This window comes from Brevundimonas sp. FV1ps31S, from assembly GCF_058681265.1.
Genome location: NZ_CM178735.1, coordinates 780,201 through 801,540, shown reverse-complemented (window position 1 = coordinate 801,540; position 21,340 = coordinate 780,201). Strand labels below are relative to the sequence as shown.

Below are 21,340 nucleotides of genomic sequence, written 5' to 3'. Positions count from 1 at the left end.
AAACGCCGATCGCTATTAAGGCTTCGGCCCGGCCCTGCCGTCGGTTGACGCGTCGCGCCGCCTTGGGCGCTGCGACAGTGATGTTCGGCGGCTTGCCCCACGCCTCCGCCGCCGGGAACGCGGATGCAGATGACGCGGTCTTGCTCGCCGGGCGCCAGTCCAGCACAAGCCTGATCGTCACACGCGATGGGCGGATCGTGACGGAGTGGTACGCGCCGGGCTGGGACGCCGAGCGCCCTCGCGAAGTGGCGTCGGTCGCCAAGAGCCTGCTGGCCGTCCTGATCGGCATGGCTCTGGAAGACGGCGCCTTCAGCAGCCTCGACCAACCCGCCGCCGACTTCATTCCGGCCTGGGGGGCGGACGACCGCCAGGCGATCACGCTGCGCCACCTGATGAGCATGACGTCCGGGCTGGACGACAGCGGCCTCGCCCTGCGGGGCGTCGCCGGCGACCAGTTCCTCGTCAACGCCGCCGCGCCTTTGCGTGCCCCGCCGGGAACCCGCTGGGCCTATAATACCGCAGCCTATCATCTGCTCTTCCACATTCTCGAACGGGCGACGGGCCGGCGGGTCGCCGATTTCGCCCTGGATCGGCTGATCGGCCCCTTGGGGATGGTCCACACCACCTGGATCACGTCCCAGGGCGCAGGCGAGCGCGGGCCTGTGACCAACTACTACAGCGCCGCATCGACAGCCCGCGACCTAAGCCGGTTCGGGAACATGGTGTTGAACGGCGGCGTCTGGCAGGACCGTCGTCTGGTCGCCCGGTCGACGCTCGACTCCCTGACGCAGCCCTCCCAGCCGCTCAATCCGTCTTATGGGCTTCTTTGGTGGTCGAATGCCCGAGCCGGGTTCGACGCCCTCGGGCAGGGAGGCGGCGTTCGTTTCCCCTCGGCGCCCCGCGACACGGTGGCGGCCCTTGGAGCGGGCGGGCAGATGGTCCTGATTGCGCCGTCCCGACGTCTGGTCCTTGTCCGGCAGGGGAACAGCCCGACCTCCGCCATGCTCGCAGACGAGTTGCTGGCGACGGTTCTGCAGGCCGGCTGAAGCGCCGTCCTCAACATTTCACCCGGCCACGCCCCAAATCTTCGGATCGGCGACAGGAGGATGAAATCTTGATGACGGCTGTCAGCAAGGGCTGATCGGCCCGTCTCTCCCCCGTCTGCGCCAAAGCAGATCACGGGGGATCAGATGCTCAAGACCAAATCTCGCTATATGGCCGCCGCCGGCGGCCTGGCGCTCGTCGCCGCATTTCCGCACTGGGCTGCAGCCCAGACGCAGTCGGGCGCGACGCCCGCAGAGGCCGCCGCGCCGGTGCTCGATGAGGTCGTCGTCACCGGCTATCTTCAGGGCCTGCGCCGCTCGATCGACGAGAAGCGCAACAACGACATGATCTCGGACAGCGTCAGCGCCGACGACATGGGCAAGCTGCCCTCGTCGAACCTGACCGAAGCCGCATCGCGCATTCCCGGCGTGTCGGCGGTGCGCAACCACTTCACCGGTGAAGGCGACCGGGTCGTGATCCGGGGCATGGCGACCGAGTATAACGCCTACGCCGTCAATGGCGTGCGCATGGGCGGGACCGGATCGCCGAACGATAACTTCTTCCGCGGCGTGCGTCTCAGCTTCCTGCCGACGTCGGGCGTGGATGCGATCACCGTCTACAAGAGCCTGCTGCCCTATATGGACGGCGACGCCATCGGCGGCACCATCGACATCAAGACGCCGACCGCCTTCGACTTTAACCCGACCCATGTCGCCGGCTCGATCGAGGGCACCCTGCTGCAACAGCGCGACGACCGGACCTCGTGGGCGGCCGACGTCGCCTTCGGCAAGCAGTTCTCGGAGCGCCTGGGTCTGTTCGTGACCGGCAACTATTCGGAGCGCGCCTCGCAGTTCGAGCAGATCGGCAACTCCGGGGATAATATGCCCCGCACCTGGTACAGCACGACCCAGAGCCTGGACTTCGAGCCCGAGACCTTCGTGACCCGCGGTCTGGAAATGTCCACCGGCGACACCGACGTGACGCGCTGGGGCTTCAACGGCTCGCTGGACTGGCGCGGCGAAAATCACGACTTCCACCTGCGCGGCCAGTACAACGAGTACGAAGAGACCCAGTTCAGGAACCGCCTCAACTTCCGCAACGAGGCCGGCACCAGCGTCTCGGCGCGCCTGGAGCAGGTCGACAAGTCGCGCGGCGACCTGACCCAGCCCGCGAACGCCGTCATCGGTTATGGCCCCAAGGGCGCCATCTACAACTACACCACCGCCCAGATCGTGGACCGCGACAAGGACGGCGTGATCACCGACGCGGACAAGGGCTCTAACAGCTATTACAGCCTGAACGGCTCGTCGGGTTCGTGGGATCCCAAGGGCTTCCGCCTGCGTCGCTACTGGGAAGGCGGCACGACGGAGGGCGTGCTGCAGATGGTCAACTTCGGGGGCGAAAGCCGCCTCGGCCAGTTCACACTCGACTACGACCTGTCTCACTCGGAATCCGAGGACAATATCGTCGATAGCTACGAGATGTATTTCGGCCGCAACGCCTATCTCTGGAAGGGCAACGAAGGCGTCGAGATCGTCAGCCAGAGCGATCCCCAATACCTGAAATGGGTGCTGAACCCCGCCGGCATGGCCGGCGTCCAGGACCTGACCCAATACACTGCCTCCAGCCTGAGCGGCAGCTATGGCGGCGCCAAGGAAACCCTGAACCAGGCCCAGTTCAACCTTCGCTACGAGCCGACCGGCTCCTGGCTGCAAGAGGTGCGCGTCGGCGCCAAATACTACAAGTCCGAGCGTGAGCGCCTGGAAGGCTCGCTGATCGACCTGGAGCCGCAGGGCACGATGGCCGACTACTCCGCCCTGTTCGGCGAAGCGATCACCGACATGTTCGACGGCCGTTACACCGGCCAATATCAACTCGGCGCCGTCATCGACACCGACAAGATGATGGCCGAGATCGAACGCGCCAAGGCCGGGAACTCGACCCTGTTGACGCTGAACGAGGCGAACTCGATCGACTACGCCTCGACCTGGTTCTACGACGAACGGGTGGTGTCGGCCTATGTCATGGGCACAGCCCGTTTCGGCGCGGCGGAAGTAATCGCCGGGGTGCGGGTCGAAGACACCAGCAACGACATCCGCGCCTGGACCGAAGATCCGGTGCGGGGCGAGGACTACACCACCGACACCTCGGGCTTCACCAACTGGCTGCCCTCGATCCACGTCAACTATGACGTCAGCCGAAACGCAAAGCTGCGCGCGGCGATCTGGACCAGCGTCTCGCGTCCCGACATCAACCGGATGACCTCGGTCAAGGAATACAGCTACGAGAGCGATCCCGACGGCGACGGCGTGACCAACCCGACCAGCGAATGGGTGCTGGCCGGCATCGTCCAGGGCAATCCCGACCTGGAGCCGATGACCTCGGTCAACTACGATCTGTCGGCGGAATATTATAACGGACGCACCGGCGCCTATTCGGTCGCCCTGTTCTACAAGGATCTGGACAAGTTCCTGTTCCGCTCATCGTCCTCGGTCATCCAGAACGGCACAGAGGGCGAGTTCGAAGATCCGTCGGGCGTGCCCGTATCCATGCCGATGAACGGCCGCAAGGCCGAGATCCGCGGCGTCGAGATCAACGCCCGCCAGCAGCTTCATTGGTTGCCGGTGCCGTTCGACGGCCTGGGCGTGGCGGTGAACGCCACAATCCAGCGCTCGGAAGCCGAGACCGGTCTGTCATGGCACCCGGAAGGCTACACCCTGCCCTTCATGGAAACCCCTGACCACATCGTGAACCTGGAACTGTTCTGGGAACGCAACGGCTGGGAGGCCTATGTGGCCTACAACTATCAGGACGTGTCGCTGGAAGACATCGAGGACTTCGGCAACGACCCCTATGAGCAGGACTATCACTTCGTGGACCTGATGGCGCGGCGTCAGATCACGCCGAACCTGACGGCGACCTTCAAGGTGCAGAACCTGCTGGACAACTACACCTACTTCTACACCTTCGGTGAAGGAAAGGGCGGCGTCCGCGACTACATCGAGAACGGTCGTTACCTGAGCCTGAACCTGAACTGGCGGCTCTGATCGCGCCTGCCGCTCGCGGGAGATCTCCCGCGAGCGGCGCCTTTTCCAGACATCGAGGATACCTCATGCGCCTGTCCCTGCGCCTCGCCGCGACCCTGTCCTGCAGCGTCCTGGCCTTCGCCGCCATCCAGACCGCCCCGACGCAAGCCCAGACGCAAGCCCAGACGGCGTCCCTGCCCGAACGCGTCATCGTCAATCTGACCGAGACGCCGTCGACCAGCCTGGCCTTCAACTGGCGCGCCGAAGCGGGCGCGGGCGACGGCTTCATCGAATATGCGCCCCTGACGCCGGGGCCGGCCTATCCGGCCCAGGCCGTCCGCCTACCGGCGCAGCGCACCTCCGCCGCCTTCACGACACGAGACGAACAGAACGTCGCCGCCGACTATTACAGCGTGCGGCTGACCGGCCTGACCCCCGACACCCAGTACGTCTATCGCGTGGGCAAGGAGGGAGCCTGGTCGCCCTGGCGCCAGGTGAAGACCGCCGCCGCCGAGGCCCGCCCCTTCACCTTCCTCTATATGGGCGACGTCCAGAACGACATCCGCTCCATGGGCGGCCTGGCCGTGCGCCGCGCCCTGCGCCAGACCCCGGACGCGGCCTTCATGCTGTTCGCCGGCGACCTGATCAACCGGGCCGACAACGACGCGGAATGGGGCGAGTGGTTCGACATGGACGCCCACCGTCTGGCCGAGACCCCGTCGCTGATGACGCCGGGCAACCACGAATACATGAAGCCCCAGGGCTCGACCCCGCAGCTGCTGGCGCCCCAGTGGCGGCTCCAGTTCACCCTGCCCGAGAACGGCCCGTCCGACGTTCTGACCGAGACCGTCTATCGGGTCGATTATCAGGGCGTGCGGGTCATCTCGCTGGACGCCGACATGATCGACGAAGACCCGCAGGCGGCACAGGATCAGGTGGCCTGGCTGGAGCGGCAACTGGCCGACAACCCGTCGCGCTGGACGGTCGTCTTCCTGCACTACCCCCTCTATTCCACCGCCCGGGGCCGCAGCGGCGAGGAACTGCGCGCCGTGCTGCAACCCCTGTTCGACCGCTATCATGTCGACCTGGTGCTGGCCGGCCATGACCACACCTATGGTCGCGGTCGCCCCCACGATCAGGGCCCGGTCTATATGGTCTCCAACGTCGGGCCGAAGCAGTATCCGCTGGGCGACTTGAACTGGACGGAGCGCAAGGCCAGCGGCGTGCAGGTGTTCCAGCAGGTCGAGGTCTCTGCGGCCCGACTGACGGTGCGGGCCTTCACCATGGACGGCGCGCCGTACGACGCCTTCCAGCTGGACAAGCCCGGCGCGGGTCCGGCGCGTCTGACCGATCTGAAGCCGGCGACGCCGGAGCTGATCCTGCGGCGCGAGGACCAGTAGTGACAGCACGTATTGCGATATTCGGACTGCTTGCAGCATTGGCGGCGGGGCTGGCGGCGACGCCGGCCCTGGCCGATCCGGTCTGCGGACAAACCGCTGTCATGTCGCGCCTTCAGGCCGAGCTGGCGAAGCCGCGCGGCGGCCTGCTGATCGCGGCGCACCGGGCCGGCCATATAGACGCGCCCGAGAATTCGCTGGCCGCCATCGACGAAGCCGTGCGGGCCGGCGCGGACATCATCGAAATCGACGTCAAGGTCTCCGCCGACGGCGTCCCCTTCCTGATGCACGACCAGACCGTAACCCGCACCACCGGCGGCGTCGGCGAGGCCGAAAGCCTGACCTACGCCAAGGTGCGGGCGCTGCGGCTGGAAGACAGTTCGGAGCCGCCGCCGACCCTGGTCGAGGCGCTGCGCACCGCCTGCGGCCGCGTGCTGGTGGATCTGGACCTCAAGACGGACCGCGTCGCCCCCATCATCGCTGTGGTCGACGGGCTGGGCATGACGGACCAGGTCCTGTTCTTCGACTCCGACAGCGAAGTGCTGGCGCAGGTGCGACGGTTGGCGCCGAAGGCCATGGCGATGCCGCGCATCAGCCGTCCGGACGGCCTGACGGCCGCCATGCGTGGTCTGGCGCCGGTGGTGGTCCACGGCGATCCGGAGTCGCTGGCGCCGCAGTTGAGGGCGGACATTCGGGCCCTGCCTGCACGCGTCTGGGTCAACAGCCTGGGCGATGTCGATACCGCCGTCGCCTCAGGCGCGCCCGATGTCTGCGCCCGACTGGAGGCTCTGCTCGTCCTGGACGCCAATGTGATTCAGACCGACCGGCCCCAAGACCTGCGACGCACGCTGTCGGCTTGCGGCCTGGAGGCGGCGCAGTGACGCGGATGTTCCAAGGCCGGGACATTCAGGCGGCGTTTTCCATCGAAGGTCCGTTCCTGTCTTGCGGCGGCCGGTCGCCGACGCCGCCCCTCCCCCTCGCGATCCAGGACCGGCTCGATTTCGACCAGAGTCTTTTGACGCTGGACATCCGCAATGACGGGCCGGACGAGGCGGTGTTCCACCTATACGACGGCCTTGCGGTTTCGCCCCCGGCGCATCGCTATCGTCTGAAGGCCGGCAAGGCGCTGTCGCTGAACTGGCCGGCCGACCCCTATGATCTTCACATCGTCGCGCCCGACGGCCTGTACAGGCGCTTCGCGGGTCGCCTGGTGGACGACGGCGCCACTTCGGCCAGGCTGGTTCCAGCACGTAGAGGACTGGGTCTGATCCTGGGGCTGACAAGTGCAGAGACCGCTTGGTTCTGCGTCATCGACGAGACCGGCGGGCGAGCGGCGCGACGTTCGAGAGTCCGCGCCGGCGACCGTCCCCATATCCGCGTGCCGGTGCAGCCGGACGGCTGGTACGACGTCTCGATTTCACGGGTCGGCGGCGCTTTTCGCCGTCGTTTTGCGGGTCGGGTGCGCATGCCGCAGGACATCAGCGAAGCCTAGCGCCGCCCCACGCCGGAACATGTCGAAGGGCGAGGCCTCGCGACCCCGCCCTCGAACCTTTCCGGTGAGCCTATGCGCGATCAGAAATAGATGCGCACGCCGGCCGTTACGGTGCGACCCGCCAGCGTCTGGGCCATAACCACGCCGCTGGCGGGCAAGGAGTCCACCGACACGGCAGTGATCGCCGTTTCGTCGAACAGATTGTTGGCGTTCAGCGACAGGACGACGCGATCCATAGGCCGAACCTGGAAGAAGGCGTTGACCGTGGCGTAGGCGGGCATCGTCAGGCGATTGGTGTCCTGCGCATAGCTTTCCGTAGTGCCGACAACGCTGGCGCCGACAGTGAACAGGTTGGTCTCGTACTGCGGCATCAGTTGGAAGATGACGTCCGCCTGACGCCGTGGCGTATTGCCGACCAGGGCCGGATCTTCGGCCTCGGTGATCTCGGCGCTGGTCACCGTGGCGCCGGCCGTCAGGCTGAACGGACCGCGACGCACCCCGCCCTCGAACTCCGCGCCATAGGCCTTGTACCCCCGCTGAACGAGCACGCGCTGGGTGATGCCGTTGGCGTCCGGCTTGATCTGCTGGTTCGTCTCATGCACCTCGGCCCAGAAGCCGGTGACGTTGGCGAACAGGCTTTCGGTGCGGAATTTCAGACCGACTTCGGCCTGTTTGACCGGATCATAGGCGGCCTCAGAATCGACCAGAGCGCCGTCTACCGTGCTGATCGCCGGCGAGAACAGAATGGCCTCGGCGCCGGCCCGCGCGCCCTTGCTGTAGCGGGCGAAGGTCGAGAGGCTTTGCGAGAGACGATAGTTGGCGCTGAGCGAGTACGACACATAGTCGTAGCTGTAGTCGACCGGTGTGGCGTTGGCGGCCGGAGCGAAGGCGAAGGTGCGTTCGGCCTCGGAAATGACGCCGTCATTATCGACGTCGATGGTCCGCACATCGGTCGTACCATTGGCGGTGGTGTGACCGCTGACGTCGCCGTTGTCGAAGCGCACCGAGCCGCCCAGCGACAGCTTGCCCAGACGATAGTTCAACGACCCATAGGGAGCGAAGACGCTGTAGGTCACGTCGGTGCGGGAGTTGGAGCTCGGCGTCGGACCGTAGAAGTTGACCACGCCGTCCTGCGTCCGAGGCGTGCCGTTCAGGTTGAAGATGTCCACCAAAGAGGACCGGCCGCCGCCGACGACATCCTGAAGGAAGGGGATCAGTTGGCGATCGTATTTCAGGTCCTGCTCGGCGTTATAGACGCCGAAGGTAGTCGTCAGCTCGCCGCCGCCGATCTCCCAGACCCGGCTGGCGCGCAGGTCGTTGGTGAAGTTGTCCATACTGTCGATGTCGGTGTGGGCCAGCATCGAATAGGAGACGAGGCCGTTTCCGTTCAGCGTCGCCGGATTGATGGCCTGTCCTGCCTGCGGTCCGCTGGCGTAAGCCAGGGTCCCGGGCCTGCCGCCGAGCGCGAAGGGCGCAATCGAGGCCGGGAAGACGGCCAGCGCATAGTTCATGTCGGCGGAACCCGACTGATCCGCGTAGCGCATGTGGTCGGCGATGGTCCAACCGCGCAGGTTGAAGCGGGTCTGGAAGCCGAACGCGCGCACGACCGCATGATTGCCATCCTTCAGGTTGGCCTCGGTTAGGGCGTTATCCCCGTTGATCAGCGGGAACCTGTTGGTGTTGGACGCCGTCAGCGTATCGCCCGTGATCGAGAAGTTCGGCACATGGCTGTAGTCGGGGTCGTCGTTCGTCCCCGAAACCAGCAGCGGCGCCGGGCCATAGCCGATCACCGTGTCGTCGAGGAACTTGGCCTCCAGACGCACGAAGCCGCCCTGGAATTCCTTGGTGATGTTGGCCTTGATCTGACCGCCGTGGTTGCCCTGGAAACCGGACTCTCGCGGCCCCTCTCCCTCGCGGTAGAAGCCGCCGACATGGAAGCGAAGCGTATCGCTCAGATGACCGCCGTAGTCGAAGTCGCCGCGATAGGTGTCGTAGTCCAGTCCGGCCGAGGCCAGGAATGAGCCGCCTTCGACCTCGCCGGTCTGGGAGATGAGATTGATCACGCCGCCCGGAGCATTGGACGCGAAGGTCGAGGACGAACCGCCGCGGATCGACTCGATCTGTCCGACGTTCAGATCATAACGGATGAAATAATCCGGGGACATGCCCAGCACGTCGCCGAACTCCAGAACGGGCAGGCCGTCTTCCTGAAACTGCACGTATTTCGCGCCGGATCCGACCATCGGCAGGCCGCGGATGGTGTAGTTGCCATTGACCTCGCCCAGCGAGGCTTCGGCGCGAATGCCGGGAACGGTGCGGACCAGGTCGCTGATCGAATAGGCGCCGATCTTGGCGATCTCGACGTCGTCGATGGAGCTGGTCGAGGTGGCGCTGTCCAGCCGGTCCCGCGCCTTGGCGACGCCGGTGACAACGACATCGTCATTCACTCTGGTGCGACTGGCCTCCCACGCCGTCTGGCGCGTCGGGGCCTGCTCGGCTTGAGCAAACGACGGGGTAGCGATTAAAAAGGGAGCCAGAGCAACGCTGAGATATAGCGATTTCAAGACATTTCTTCCCGGTGTTATTTAACGAATATTCTAACCAGAACGCAAAAACCAATTAATCTAGTTCACAGCCTGCGTTCATTAGCTTAATCAAGCAAATACGGCGAACTACCCTTCAGATTTTATAATTTCATCATAAGCAGTGTTACTGACTGGGTTAGAGGCCATATTGACGTGACGGAATCCCGCCGCGGCTGCGACTTGGTTCGCATTTGCGAGGTCGTCAGAAGCTGCGGCTGATCGCCAGCGTCACGGTCGGCCCGGTGCGGATATACTCGCGCAAATTCTCAGAACCCGAGCCGAAGGTGTACCAATAGGTATGGCTGTTCAGAACATTGCGCATCTGGATTGACGCCAGACCGTCGCCCCCCAGGCGCCGGCGCAGACTCACATCGACGAAACTGTAGGGTTGCTCGTAAGGATCGTTGGCGAAACTATCCATGCCTTCAAGGAAGCCGGCTTGGCGGCTCCAGCCCACCGCCGCCTCCCAGCCGCCTCCCTGCCAGAACAGCTCAACGGCGGCCAAGGTCTCCGGGGTTTCTGTGAACGGAAGCACGTCGCCTGCGCGCCAAGAGATGTTGGCGTCGGCGCGGCTGACCTGCCAGGTCAGATTGGCCGTGACGCCCAAGCCATCCAGCGGCGCAGGCGCCCAGTCGAATCCGTGGCGCATCGCCAGTTCGACGCCGCTGATCCGCGCGCGTCGCCCATTGACATAGGCCCGGACCGGCACCCCGTCCTCGTCCCCCCGATCCTCAAGTCCGCCGTCCCGGATCGAACTGGTCGACGCCCTGTAGAGAAAGTTGCGGATGTCCTTGTGGAACAGGGCCGCCGACCAGGCCGTCGACCGCCCATAGTGTTCCAGAGACAGATCATAGCCGATCGCCTCCATCGGCCGCAGGTCGGGATTGCCTTCACGGACTTCCAGAAGCACCCAGTCGGTCTCGGGATTGGCTTCGCCGTCGTCGTCGGGATCCTGATCATAGACATACTGCCGCGCCGTGGTCATGCGCGCGATGTCCGGGCGCGCGAAACTGGACCATACGGCGGCGCGCAGCACGGCCTCGCCGCCCAGGGCGCGCCGCAGATGGACGGAAGGGAGAATATTGGTGAAGCTGTTCCGACGGTGGGCTCGGCCGTCGCCGCGGATCGCGTCAAGCACAGGAAAGCCCACATTCGTACGCGTGTGCTCGACCCGGACGCCGCCCGTAAACTCGGTGTCCGCCCATCGCGCGGTCGCCATGACGTAGCCGGCGGCTACCTGTTCCTTCAGACGGAAATTCTCGGAATCCTCATCGGCCTCGAACTCGGGATCGACGATGAAATAGGCGCTGTCCCCGCGATAGGCGCGTTCGATCTCCGCCAGCATCCGCCGGCTGTCCAGTACGACGCCGAGTTGGTGGTCGCCGGTGTATCGGCCGTCGAACAGGTCGGTCACCGTTGCGCCGAACAGCCCCTCCAGGTCGGCCATTGTCTCGGGTCCGATCAGATCGGGACGCGCGCCGGCGGCGCTCCGGCGATCCGAGTACATGTAGCGCCCACCAAGCTTGATCGAGTCCAGCAGTCCGCCGCCAGTGGCATAGGCGAGGTCGAACTGGGCCTGCGCCAGGGTTTCCGAAGTCTGTTCCCAACCGTTGGTCAGGCTTTTGAAGTCGTAAGCGGCGGGATCCTGTACTGCGGCCAGCCCCGCAGCGTTCAGGCCCCACAGCCGAAAGCGCGGGTCGCCGGTTTCGATCACCTCGACGCCGCGATTGCCCAACCATTCGACGGCGTCGGTCCTGAACTCCAGGGTCGCGCCGTTGTCGAGATCATCCTGCGACCGGGACACGGACACGTCATAGTTGAACATCCAGGGACCGCCCCAGCGACGACCGCCCAGCGTGATGGACGACAGCAGGCCGGATTCCTCGGTCGCTTCCCAGAACCGTCTCAACCGGAACCCCATCGGATCCCATACGCCCGAGGCGCCGGCCAGACTGTAGACCGAGCGCGCGGTGCGATCCGCGTCGGTGATCCGCCCGTCCCCATCGGCGTCCTTCATCTGCACAGTCGTATAGCCGTAGATGCGGCCCAGTTCTGGATCGGACCCGACCACCATCTCATCCGGCTGAGCGAGACCGGTCACGCTGCTGTCAACCTGAACCAGACGCTCGGTTCCGGCCAGGCCGTCATTGCGGAAGTTCAGGCGGTTTCGATACTCCTCGCCCTCATAGCGATTGTACTGGACGCGGAGGTGCAGGTCCTGCTGTGCGCCCCGCCAGTCCAGACTGCCGTTCAGCCCGACCCGTCGGACCTGGGTCTCGCCGACCGCCAGCTCCATGCCGCGCATGACGAAGCTGTCGAAGTCCCAACCGGTCGAATAGGTGGTGTCGTACCAGACCGTCGGCAGGTCGTCGCTGTCGCCGCCGACCATCTCGAACTTGGATCGCGCGTCGCTCCAGTTGGCGGCGAGAAACAGGCATAGCCGGTCAGAGAAGCGATGCGACACCGCCAGGGCCAGCTTTTCCGATTTCGGCTGGTCGAACCGTGTCAGCCACCCGGTCTCGGCCGACAGCCTCACATAGTCCCGACCGGCGTCGAAAGCCGTCGGGGTTTGGATATCGATCAGCCCCCCCAGGGCGTCTCCGTCCAGATCCGGCGTCAGCGTCTTGCGGACGATCAGGCTCTGCACCCCCTCGGGCGGCAGATAGCTGAGGCGAACGCCGCGGTAGAACTTGTCCGCCCGCGACCCGGCCCCGCCCAGTCGCACGCCGTTGATCCGATAGGCGTTCCATTCGGTCGACATGCCCCGCACAGTCAGCCGGTCGCCCTCGCCCGTCTGGTGATTTCGAACGGCGTTGACGCCGGGCAGCCGGGCCAGGCTCTCGGCGATATTGCTGGTCGGCAGCAGGCCCTGATCGTCGGCGCTGACCACATCGCTGACGCCGTCATAGTCGCGTTTGATCTCCAGCGCCTCCTGGATCGCCCCCGGGCGCCCCAGGACCAGGACCTCTTCCAGCTCCGCCGACGGCGGCGGCGCGGAGGCCGGGGCGGGCGCGGCGCGCTCAACGATCAGGGTGTCGCCCACCATACGGCTGCTCAGATCGGGATTGCCGGCCAGCAGGCCGGCCAGGGCGGCCCCCGCCGTCGTTCGTTCCCTGACGTCCCGTGCAGTGCGACCGCGCACCAGATCCGCGTCCGCGATCACCGCAACCCCCGCCTGGCGCGAGAGATCTCGAAGCGCCTGGGCCAGAGGTCCTGCCGGGATTTGGAAGCGTCGGACGTCGCCCGCCGATGGCGCCGCGATCGCCGCTGTGCTCCAAAGCGTCACCCCCGCCAGCATCGCCGCGCCCAGAACAGATGCCCGCCCCGGTTTCACGCTGGGCTCACCGGTCGATCAGAAGACGGCCGGAGGCGTCCTTACGCAAGGTCAAGCCCTGCATGTCCGCAACCACCCCCAGCACCTTTTCAGGCTGGTCCGTCTCGAACCGCCCGCTGATCCGGCTCTTGCTCAGTTCAGGATCGGCGAACCCGGCGCGGAAACCGGGCGACTGTCGTTCCAGTTCCACCAGCAGGTCGGACAGCGTCATGTCCTCTGCGTCGATCCAGCCCTGGGTCCAGTCCGGCGTGTCGGCCGACACGTCCAGGTGCGTGGTCGCCGCGGATCTCAGCTCGCCGTCTCGCGCCAGCAGGCGGGCCCCGGCGCTCAGCACCCGGCGCTGATCCGGATGTTTCAGCGCCACCACCTCGACCCGCCCTTCCAGGACGCTGACCTCGACCGCCCCGCCGCTGCGTTCATCGACGTTGAAGCGCGTTCCGAGCGCGGTGATCCGATGGGTCGCGGTAAAGACCGAGAAGGGCCGCCTTGCGTCCTTCGCGACCGCAAAGAACCCCTCGCCCTTCAGATAGACGTCGCGGCGTCCGGCGCCGAAAGACGTCCGCACGAGGCTGTCACCGTTCAACTGCACCAGAGAGCCGTCGTCGAGGGAGGCCTGCACGGTCTGGCCGACCGTTCCCGCCAGTGTCTCGTGAACAAGCCGCCCCTGCGAGGGCCAGAGCAAGACGGCGGCCACCGTGGCGGCGGCGACCGCGCCGAACCCCACCGCCCAGATCGGCCGGGGCGTCAGTCGCCAGGCCGTGCGGACCGGTCGGGCGCCGTCGGCGGCCACCATCCGCGTCGCCGTCGCCAAGGCCGGATCGCTCAGCACCTTCTCGTGGAGGTCCAGCATCTCGAGGCGTTCGGATCCAGCGGCCAGCCAGTCGTCGAGGCGACGCGTTTCATCCGCATCAAGCGACCCACGCCTGCGGCGGTCGGCCCACAGCACCGCCTGTTCTTCTGTGGTGCGCATTCCATCGCTCATAGGACGCGCTCCGTATCCATAGCGCGACGCACGTCAATGACCGCCCTGCTGAAGTGTTTCTGCGCAGCCTCGACAGAAATGCCGAGGCGGTCGGCGATCTGCAGATAGCCCAGGTCGGCGGACTGTCGAAGGATGAAGACCTCTCGCCTGAGGCGCGGCATGGCCCGCAGGGCGCGGGCGTACAGATCGGCTCTCTGCTTCATGTCCAGCACCTCGAACGGAGACGGATCGGCCGAAGCCATGTCATCGGCGATTTCCTCCTCGCCGCCGCGCGCGCCCGTGCGGCCTTTGTCGCTGAGCAGGTTGAGAGCGACGCGGAAGGCATAGGCCACCGGATCCTTCAGGGGCCCGCCGCGCGAACGCGCCAGAACCCGGGCATAGGCTTCCTGGCTGATGTCGTCCGCGTCCGCGTCGTTTCTGACGCGGCTTCTGACGAAGGCGCGCAAGCGCGGGGCGTTCTTCGCCAACACGCCTCCCGCACCTGGATCCTGAACCGCCATGCACACCCCGCTGGCGGGGCTATTACGGCTCAACGGTGACGTTACGAAAACAGAGCCAAGAAAAAATCACGCGAGCCGCAGATCACCCACCGGCAAAGTCAAAGACTCTCAGCGAATAAATCTGACGTTGCATCAACATAGGCTGTAACGCGACACGCGAGGTCCGCACATCAGCTGGGGCTGAAGTGCGGACCTCGCGCGGCTTTAAGGCTTCCAGCAAATCCGACGAAGAACCACGAGGCTTTACGCGCGCAAAGGCCAATTAACTTCAGACGTGTCGTGGGCTTCGGCAAACCCAATCGACCCGCGCGTCTTGAGACGCCGCGCACCATGCGGCGACTTCCAACTCAGGGTCGCGCCAGGGGCTAGAACCGGTAGCTCATGCCCAACTTGTACGATGCGCCATAGCGATAATAGCCCTGTGGCAGCAGCGGATTGCCATTGATGGAGTAGGTGTTGGCTTCATCCAGAAGGTTCTGACCTTCCAACGAGATGTCGATGTCGTCCGTCACCTTGTAGGAGATGTGGGCCGTGACCCAGGTGATGGGGTCGGCTTCCTCGTTGTAGCCTTCGCCCAGGACGTTGATCGCGGTGACGAAACCGTCCGTGTGGTCCGCCGAGGCGCTCATCGACAACGGCCCGCGCTCATAGAAGAGGCCGAGCGAATAGACCGACGGCGCGATGCCCTCCAGCGGCCGCTCCAGATCCCCGACATAGCTCTTGGACCAGTTGCGGGTGTATTGCGCCCGCACGCCCAGACCGTTGTCCAGGAAGTGCTGAAGGCCGACTTCGACCCCGTGCACCTCGGCCGTGTCGCCGTTGATCGGTCGCTGGACGTTGAACAGATAGCCCGGCACGCCGATGTCCTGGCCCGGCTCCCAGCTGGTGGTGATCTGGTCCTCGATGTCCTTCTTGAACACCGCGACGTTGAAGATCGAGTTCGGACGGAAATAGTATTCCAGCGACGCGTCATACTGCACGGCCGAATAAGGCTTCAGAGCCGCATTGCCGCCGTAGATCTGGGTGAACTCGCCCCAGGATACGCTCTCGGTGGTGTTTGTCGGCGCGAGGGTCTCGACCGACGGACGGGCCATTGTCTTTGCCGCGCCCAGACGCAGACGCAGATCTTCGGTGATGCGGTAGTTCAGGTTTATCGAGGGCAGGACATAGGTGTAGTCGTTGTCCTGGGTGATGGCCGTCGGGTCGTCGTACACGGCGGTGTAGTTGAAGGCGCCGTTCTCGACGATCTCGAGAATTTTGGCGTCCCAGGCCTGGGCGCTGGTGTTCGTCTGGACCACGCGCACGCCGATATTGCCGCTCCAGCGTTCGCCGGACAGGTTGGCCTGGACGAAGCCGGCCCAGGATTCCTCGCTGACGCGATAGCTCTGAAGCGGGTTCCAGACGGGTGCGGCCGCGGCGTAGCTGTAGGCGCCGCCGCCGGGGCGCGGATTGCCGTCATAGGCCGCCAGCGCCGCCTGGTAGCTGGCGATGTCGAAGGCCAGGAAGGTGCGCGGGAAGTTCGCGTTCACCTCGCTCATGAAGTTCGGCAGGTTGAAGCTGTTGGAGATCACCCCGCCGCCGAGATCGCCGACATTGATCGCATAGTCGCCGGAGTAATAGTCGGCTCCCCCTGTCAGCGAGTTGTTGACCAGGTCGCGCGACTTCCGGCGATCCGTATAGTTGACGCCGAACTGCACATTGTCGAGCCAACCCCTGTGGGCGGTCCAGCGACCGCTGAAGGCGGCGCCATTGATCTCGTCCTCGATATTATCGCCTGCGAGCGAAAAATAATGGGTGTTGAAATCGGCGTCGGTAAACGCGCCGCTGGCCAGCCCACTGGCCAGATCGCGCCCGTCATCGAAGCTGACGGTGACATCCGGCACGTAGGCGCCGGTCAGCTCGACGTGGGCGGTATTAGCCTGGTTCATCCGCAGGACGACATAGCTGTCCTGACCACCCGAATTCCGGCTGGACGTCGAGCGATAGACATCGCCAGTGAGGGTCAGGCTGTCGGTCACATCCCACTGCGCGTTCACGCCGTAAAGCTGGGTTTCGACCACGCGGTAGGAGGTCTGGTTCAACAGCTCCGGATTAAGGCGCTGCTCCGGGTCGGGATTGTCCATGTCGAAGCTGGTGACGATGCCGTCGTTGATCACCATGTTCGACCACCGGCCCGGCGCATACAGCGTATAGAAGGACTGCTGGTAGCCGACCTGCGGCGAGTCCAGCTTGGTCGACAGGCCGTCGACGACCAGGCGGAAGCGGTCGTTCGGGCGCCATTCCAGCTTTGCCGTATAGGCGTTGCGCTTCTTCTCCTCGAGGATCGAACCCACGCGGAATTGGCCGGGGCCGATGAGGCCGTACTCCTCGACGTCCAGCTCGCCATTGCCATTCGGGTCGATATTGCCGCCCCAGGCGTTGCCCCACAGCCAGCTTTCGTCGGTCGGGTCGGGGTTGCGGGTCCAGCCGCCGTCATTGCCGGCGACGTCCGTCCGGTCGTCGCGCCTCTCCGCCACAACGCCGAGGATCAGCCCGAAGGTGTCGTCTAAGAAGGTGTTGCTGTAGACGGCCGACAGCTTGGTTCCGTCGAGCTCGGACATCAGGTTGCGGTCGCCTTCGACGCGGATGATACCGTGCTGGCCACGCTGATCGAAGGGGCTGGCCGAGCGCAGGTTGATCAGGCCGCCGATGGCGCCTTCGGTGTTCGCCGCTTCCGCGCCCTTGATGACGTCGGCGCCGCTGATCACGTCGGACGGCAGCACGTCATAGGCGAAGTCTCGCCCGGCGCCGTCGGTGGCCAGGATGCGGCCGTTGAAGGTCGAAAGCGTGTACTCGGGGCCCAAGCCGCGAACACTGACGCTTTGCCCTTCCCCGCCGGCGGTCCTCGAGATCGACACCCCCGTGATGTGGCTCAGGGAATCGGCGACGTTGTCGTCCGGGAACATGCCGAGTTCCAGAGCGCTGATGGAATCCTGCACCGTGCCGGATTCACGCTTCAGACCCACAGCCCGGGCGATGCTGCCCCGCGTCCCCACGACGACGATCTCGTCGACCGACTGAGCCTGATCAGCCGTTGTTTCGGTCTCGTCAGCGGCGGCCGACTGGGCGTGAGCCGTGTTGACGGACAACAAGGCTGCAAATCCGACCCCCGCTAGAGCGGCCGTTCGAAGTGATAGACGACGTGACATTGCGATCCCCTTTGCTCGCATGATCGACGAACGCCGCTTGGCTCAGTCCGAGGCTTCGGTTCAGAGCCAAGAAAACGCTACAAAAGGGAACTACGGTTTCGCGAAACTGTCAAATAGATACGTAACGAAACTTCCACCCCAGTGTCGTCATCGTGTCGGAAATGCCCCGAACATCTTGAGAGCTACCGCCCAGGCGATGTCCGGACGCGAACATGGCAAGACGCCTCCGAACTGAAGGGGTGAGGAGACAGCAGAATTTCAACGCCTTTTGCGGGCCAAACCGCGCAGCTCTTGATGCTCCAAGGAGTTTACGAAGATCGGCGACTAGGCGTTGACGGTCACGTCGAACGGCGCGCCCGCCAGACGAGCCGCATAGATGGCTGCGCCGATCGCCGGGCTGTAGCGTGGCGTCACGAGATGATAATCCGCCGAACAGGCCGAAAGCCGCTGTCTGAACGGCTCCAGGATCAGATCGCCGCTCTGAAACACGCCGCCTGAATAGGACAGGGTCACGCGTTCGCCCGGCCGATACGCCAGCCGCCGCCGGATCGAGTCCACGATCTCCGCCAGTTCGTGGCCGGCCTCCGTGAAGATCCGCCTTGCGGCCTGGTCGCCGTTCGCAGCCGCCCGCGCAACCAGTCGGGACACGGCCGCGATCCGGTCCCGCTGCGGCGTGCTCTTGGAATAGATGTGGGCGCAGAGGTCGAGGTCCGTCGCTAGTGCAAACTCCTGCACCAAAAGCTCGTGCATAGGCCCCTTCGGCAGGCGGCCGTCGGACATGCGCGAGAAGGCCTTGAGACCCTGGACGGCGATCCAATAGGCAGACCCCTCGTCCGAAAAGACCTCGCCCCATCCGCCGCCGCGCGCCGACAGACCCTGACGCTCGCCGTAACCGATGGAGCCTGTGCCGGCGACGATATTGATGCCGTCCTCTCCCGCCAAAGAGCCGGCCCATCCGCAGATCATGTCATTGCCGCAAGCGTAGCGGCGGTGACCCAATAAGGCTTCCGGGATTACGTCCAGCATGGGCTGGATCTTGGAATCCTCGCCGTGGGCAGGCAGGCCGAAGAAGGCGAAGCGGACATCGGCTGTCGATGCGCCCGCCTGGTTCAGAACCGATTGGACGCCCTGATCCAGCACGACGTGAAGTTTCTCAACCCCGATCTCGACGTGGTAGCTGGAGCCGCCTTCGTGTCGGGCGACCTCCCGCCCCGCGCCGTCGATCAGCACAAAGGCGGTCTTTGTGCCGCCGCCGTCGACGCCCAGAAAATAGCCGGCCGATTGTTTCACGCCGCTTGCCCCTCGCCCCAGGCCATCAGCCCAACTCGTGAATCCGAACGCCCTGCACGACGCGGTTGACCGTGCCGGAGGTGTTGGGCTGGTCCGGCCTGAGGCCGAGCCGCAGCGACTCGAAGAAGGCCAGGATCTGAGGCGCGACGATATAGGGGAAGAGCAGGTCGGCGTCGTCCGCCGTCGCCAGGCCCCCCACCCTGATTTCGTCCCGCGCCTGTAGCCCCACACCGTCTTGCGCGGTGATGGCGACGACCCGGGCGGCGTCGTTGTCGCGACGCAGCTCCTCAAGCAGGTCCATGTCGTAGCTGCGTGTATAGGCGTCGTTCGAGAAGAAGACGAAGATCAGGGTCCGGTTATTGACGATGGTTTTCGGCCCGTGCCTGAACCCCAGCGGTGAATCGAACATTGTCACCAGGGCCCCGTTCGTCAGTTCCAGAAGCTTCAACCCCGACTCCCGCGCCAGGCCCTTGAAGATGTGGCTGCCGAGATAGACGACCCGTTGATAGCCTTCGGCAGCCGCCGTCCGCATGACAGAGGTGTAGTCCGCGATAACGCCCTGGGTGGCGCGTGCAATGGCCTCGACCCTCTGGTCCATGACGGCGACCCCGCTGAAGACGGCCAGGGCGGCGTAGGTCATGCACGAGAAGCTGGACGTCATCGCAAAGCTGCGATCGTGGGTCGCTTCTGGCAATTGGATGGTCAGCCCTCTGGGGGCCGCACCATAGGCCGCCAGCGCGCCCTCCGCGTTACAGGTGATGACCAGGTGGCTCAGGCGTTTGACCAACCGGTCCGCCAACTCGATCGCCGCCACGCTTTCAGGACTGTTGCCCGAGCGGCCGAACGACACCAGCAGGGTCGGCGTATCAGGCTCGAAATACAGATGGGGGGCGCAGACCAGGTCCGTGGTGGCGATGGCCTCGACCCGACGGCCAAGGCGCGCCGACAGCAGGGGGGCCAGACATTCGCCGGCGAAGGCGGAGGTCCCCGCCCCCGTCAATATGATCCGAAGCCCGGGCTCCGCCAGAAGCGGCTCAAGGAACCCGTCGATCTCGCCCTGGCGCGCCATCAGCAGCTTTTGCGTCTCGCGCAGCATGGCCGGCTGTTGTGCGATCTCACGGGCGGTCCATAGTCCGCCTAACCGTTCCAGTTCGGACTCCTCGAGCCCCAGTTGGATAACGTCAGACATGAGCAAACTCCGGCTCGGGGGTGCAGGCGGTCCGATAAGCTTCCAGGGTCGCGCCGATATGGGCGATCACCAGATTGGTCGGATTTGAGGGCAGGCCGGCGTCACGCAAGGCCGCGTGGGCGGCCGGCAGATATTGGCTGATCAGCGCCATGGGCGGCGGGTTGTCGACGAGGTTGGCGAACATCCGGTCCTGAGCGGCGGAAATGACAGGATCCGGCCAGTAATAGCGGATCCGGTCCGACAGGCTGTACTGCAGGTCAAACCGGAGAGCGTCGCCGTCGGAGTGGTAATATTTGGCCCAGTTGCGCGGCTCCGCCGTCATCCGCTCCAGGGCGATTGAGCGCAAGCCTGACGCCCGGTCCTCGCCCATCCATTCACGCTCGATGGCGTCCAGAGCCCACAGGGCCTCGCGCAGGACGAAGGTCACGCCGGGGCCGACCTTGAGAATGGCGAAATGGTCCTCGACCAGGGCCTTCAGCGCTGCGGGGGTCTGGTAGTCGGTCGAGTGCGCTTCAAAGACCACGTGCGGCTGGTCGTCCAGGGCGCTGCGCAGGCGGACCGCCTTGGCGCGGTCGTAGTCGATGACCTTGCGATGATCGAACTCGACGCCCGGCTGGACGACGATGGCGATGACCCGCGTCCAGGCCTGCGACAAACCCTCTTCGGCGAAGACGGCCCGATGAGCGTCCAAGGTCGCGATCGCCGCCTGGGGCGTTGTCACCTCCAGCTCGGGCAGATCCTCGGCGGCGCCGCCCGGCACGGGAACTTCCGTACCGATGACATAGACGCAAGCCTCGCCGCCGACACGCTGCTGTGTCGCTTCGGCGATCTTGATCAGACGCGCGGCGCGTCGTGCGATCACGTCTTCCGCCAGCGGGGTCGGATCGTCCGTGCAGGACATGGAGCAGTCCGCATGGATCTTGCGGAAGCCGGCCGCGACATAGTGTTCAATCAACACCTCCGCCTTGGCCATGGCCTCTTCGGCGGGAAGGCTCGTCCACGGGTTGGGGCCCAGGTGGTCGCCCCCCAGGACCAGACGCCCGAGCGGCAGGCCAGCGTCGCGGGCTATGGCGTGAACGAAATCACGGAACTTGTCCGGCGTCATCCCGGTGTAGCCGCCGTCCTGATTGACCTGATTGCAGGTCGCCTCGATCAGCAGGACATCGACGCCCGTCTTGAGGGCATGGACACAGGCGGCCTCCAGGACGAGCGGGTGCGCCGAACAGACAGAATAGATGCCGCAGGCCTGCCCGGATTTGTGCCGCGCCACGAGGTCAAGCATCGCCTTCATGAGAAATCCTTTTCAACGGGAC

General features: G+C 65.1%; 13 protein-coding genes. 5 read left to right on the top strand and 8 right to left on the bottom strand.

Translation table 11 applies throughout. The annotated features are described in order from the left end of the window. The first annotated feature begins 44 nt into the window (after positions 1–44). The 5 genes from ACVPT3_RS03685 (at position 45) to ACVPT3_RS03665 (ending at position 6,959) form a co-directional block, all read left to right on the top strand. The gene (locus ACVPT3_RS03685) at positions 45–1,046 is read left to right on the top strand and encodes a serine hydrolase domain-containing protein (protein WP_492042856.1); all 1,002 of its coding nucleotides are present in this window, start codon (positions 45–47) and stop codon (positions 1,044–1,046) included. Between the two features lie 144 nt (positions 1,047–1,190). Then, the gene (locus ACVPT3_RS03680; RefSeq protein WP_492042855.1) at positions 1,191–4,091 is read left to right on the top strand and encodes a TonB-dependent receptor; all 2,901 of its coding nucleotides are present in this window, start codon (positions 1,191–1,193) and stop codon (positions 4,089–4,091) included. Between the two features lie 65 nt (positions 4,092–4,156). Beyond that, positions 4,157–5,470, top strand: a complete 1,314-nt coding sequence (locus ACVPT3_RS03675) for a purple acid phosphatase family protein (RefSeq protein ID WP_492042854.1) — start codon at positions 4,157–4,159, stop codon at positions 5,468–5,470. Continuing rightward, the gene (locus ACVPT3_RS03670) at positions 5,470–6,348 is read left to right on the top strand and encodes a glycerophosphodiester phosphodiesterase family protein (RefSeq protein ID WP_492042853.1); all 879 of its coding nucleotides are present in this window, start codon (positions 5,470–5,472) and stop codon (positions 6,346–6,348) included. Before ACVPT3_RS03675 ends, ACVPT3_RS03670 begins: the two co-directional genes overlap by 1 nt. A gap of 5 nt (positions 6,349–6,353) precedes the next feature. Beyond that, positions 6,354–6,959 (top strand): phospholipase domain-containing protein, encoded by a 606-nt coding sequence (locus ACVPT3_RS03665; protein WP_492043781.1) that lies wholly within the window; start codon positions 6,354–6,356, stop codon positions 6,957–6,959. Positions 6,960–7,039: 80 nt separating this feature from the next. Here ACVPT3_RS03665 and ACVPT3_RS03660 read toward each other — a convergent pair whose 3' ends face one another. The 8 genes from ACVPT3_RS03660 to ACVPT3_RS03625 form a co-directional block, all read right to left on the bottom strand. Next, the gene (locus ACVPT3_RS03660; RefSeq protein WP_492042852.1) at positions 7,040–9,406 is read right to left on the bottom strand and encodes a TonB-dependent receptor domain-containing protein; all 2,367 of its coding nucleotides are present in this window, start codon (positions 9,404–9,406) and stop codon (positions 7,040–7,042) included. A 340-nt stretch (positions 9,407–9,746) separates the two neighbouring features. Next, positions 9,747–12,878 (bottom strand): TonB-dependent receptor, encoded by a 3,132-nt coding sequence (locus ACVPT3_RS03655; RefSeq protein ID WP_492042851.1) that lies wholly within the window; start codon positions 12,876–12,878, stop codon positions 9,747–9,749. A gap of 7 nt (positions 12,879–12,885) precedes the next feature. Next, entirely contained in the window at positions 12,886–13,848 is a 963-nt protein-coding gene (locus ACVPT3_RS03650) for a FecR family protein (RefSeq protein ID WP_492042850.1), read from the bottom strand. 8 nt (positions 13,849–13,856) lie between these two features. Then, entirely contained in the window at positions 13,857–14,327 is a 471-nt protein-coding gene (locus tag ACVPT3_RS03645) for a sigma-70 family RNA polymerase sigma factor (RefSeq protein ID WP_492042849.1), read from the bottom strand. A 398-nt stretch (positions 14,328–14,725) separates the two neighbouring features. Further along, positions 14,726–17,491, bottom strand: a complete 2,766-nt coding sequence (locus tag ACVPT3_RS03640; RefSeq protein WP_492042848.1) for a TonB-dependent receptor — start codon at positions 17,489–17,491, stop codon at positions 14,726–14,728. A gap of 381 nt (positions 17,492–17,872) precedes the next feature. Next, the gene (locus ACVPT3_RS03635; protein WP_492042847.1) at positions 17,873–18,838 is read right to left on the bottom strand and encodes an N-acetylglucosamine kinase; all 966 of its coding nucleotides are present in this window, start codon (positions 18,836–18,838) and stop codon (positions 17,873–17,875) included. Positions 18,839–18,863: 25 nt separating this feature from the next. After that, entirely contained in the window at positions 18,864–20,027 is a 1,164-nt protein-coding gene (locus ACVPT3_RS03630) for an SIS domain-containing protein (RefSeq protein WP_492042846.1), read from the bottom strand. Then, the gene (locus ACVPT3_RS03625; RefSeq protein ID WP_492042845.1) at positions 20,020–21,318 is read right to left on the bottom strand and encodes a D-tagatose-bisphosphate aldolase, class II, non-catalytic subunit; all 1,299 of its coding nucleotides are present in this window, start codon (positions 21,316–21,318) and stop codon (positions 20,020–20,022) included. Before ACVPT3_RS03625 ends, ACVPT3_RS03630 begins: the two co-directional genes overlap by 8 nt. Between the last annotated feature and the right edge of the window lie 22 nt (positions 21,319–21,340).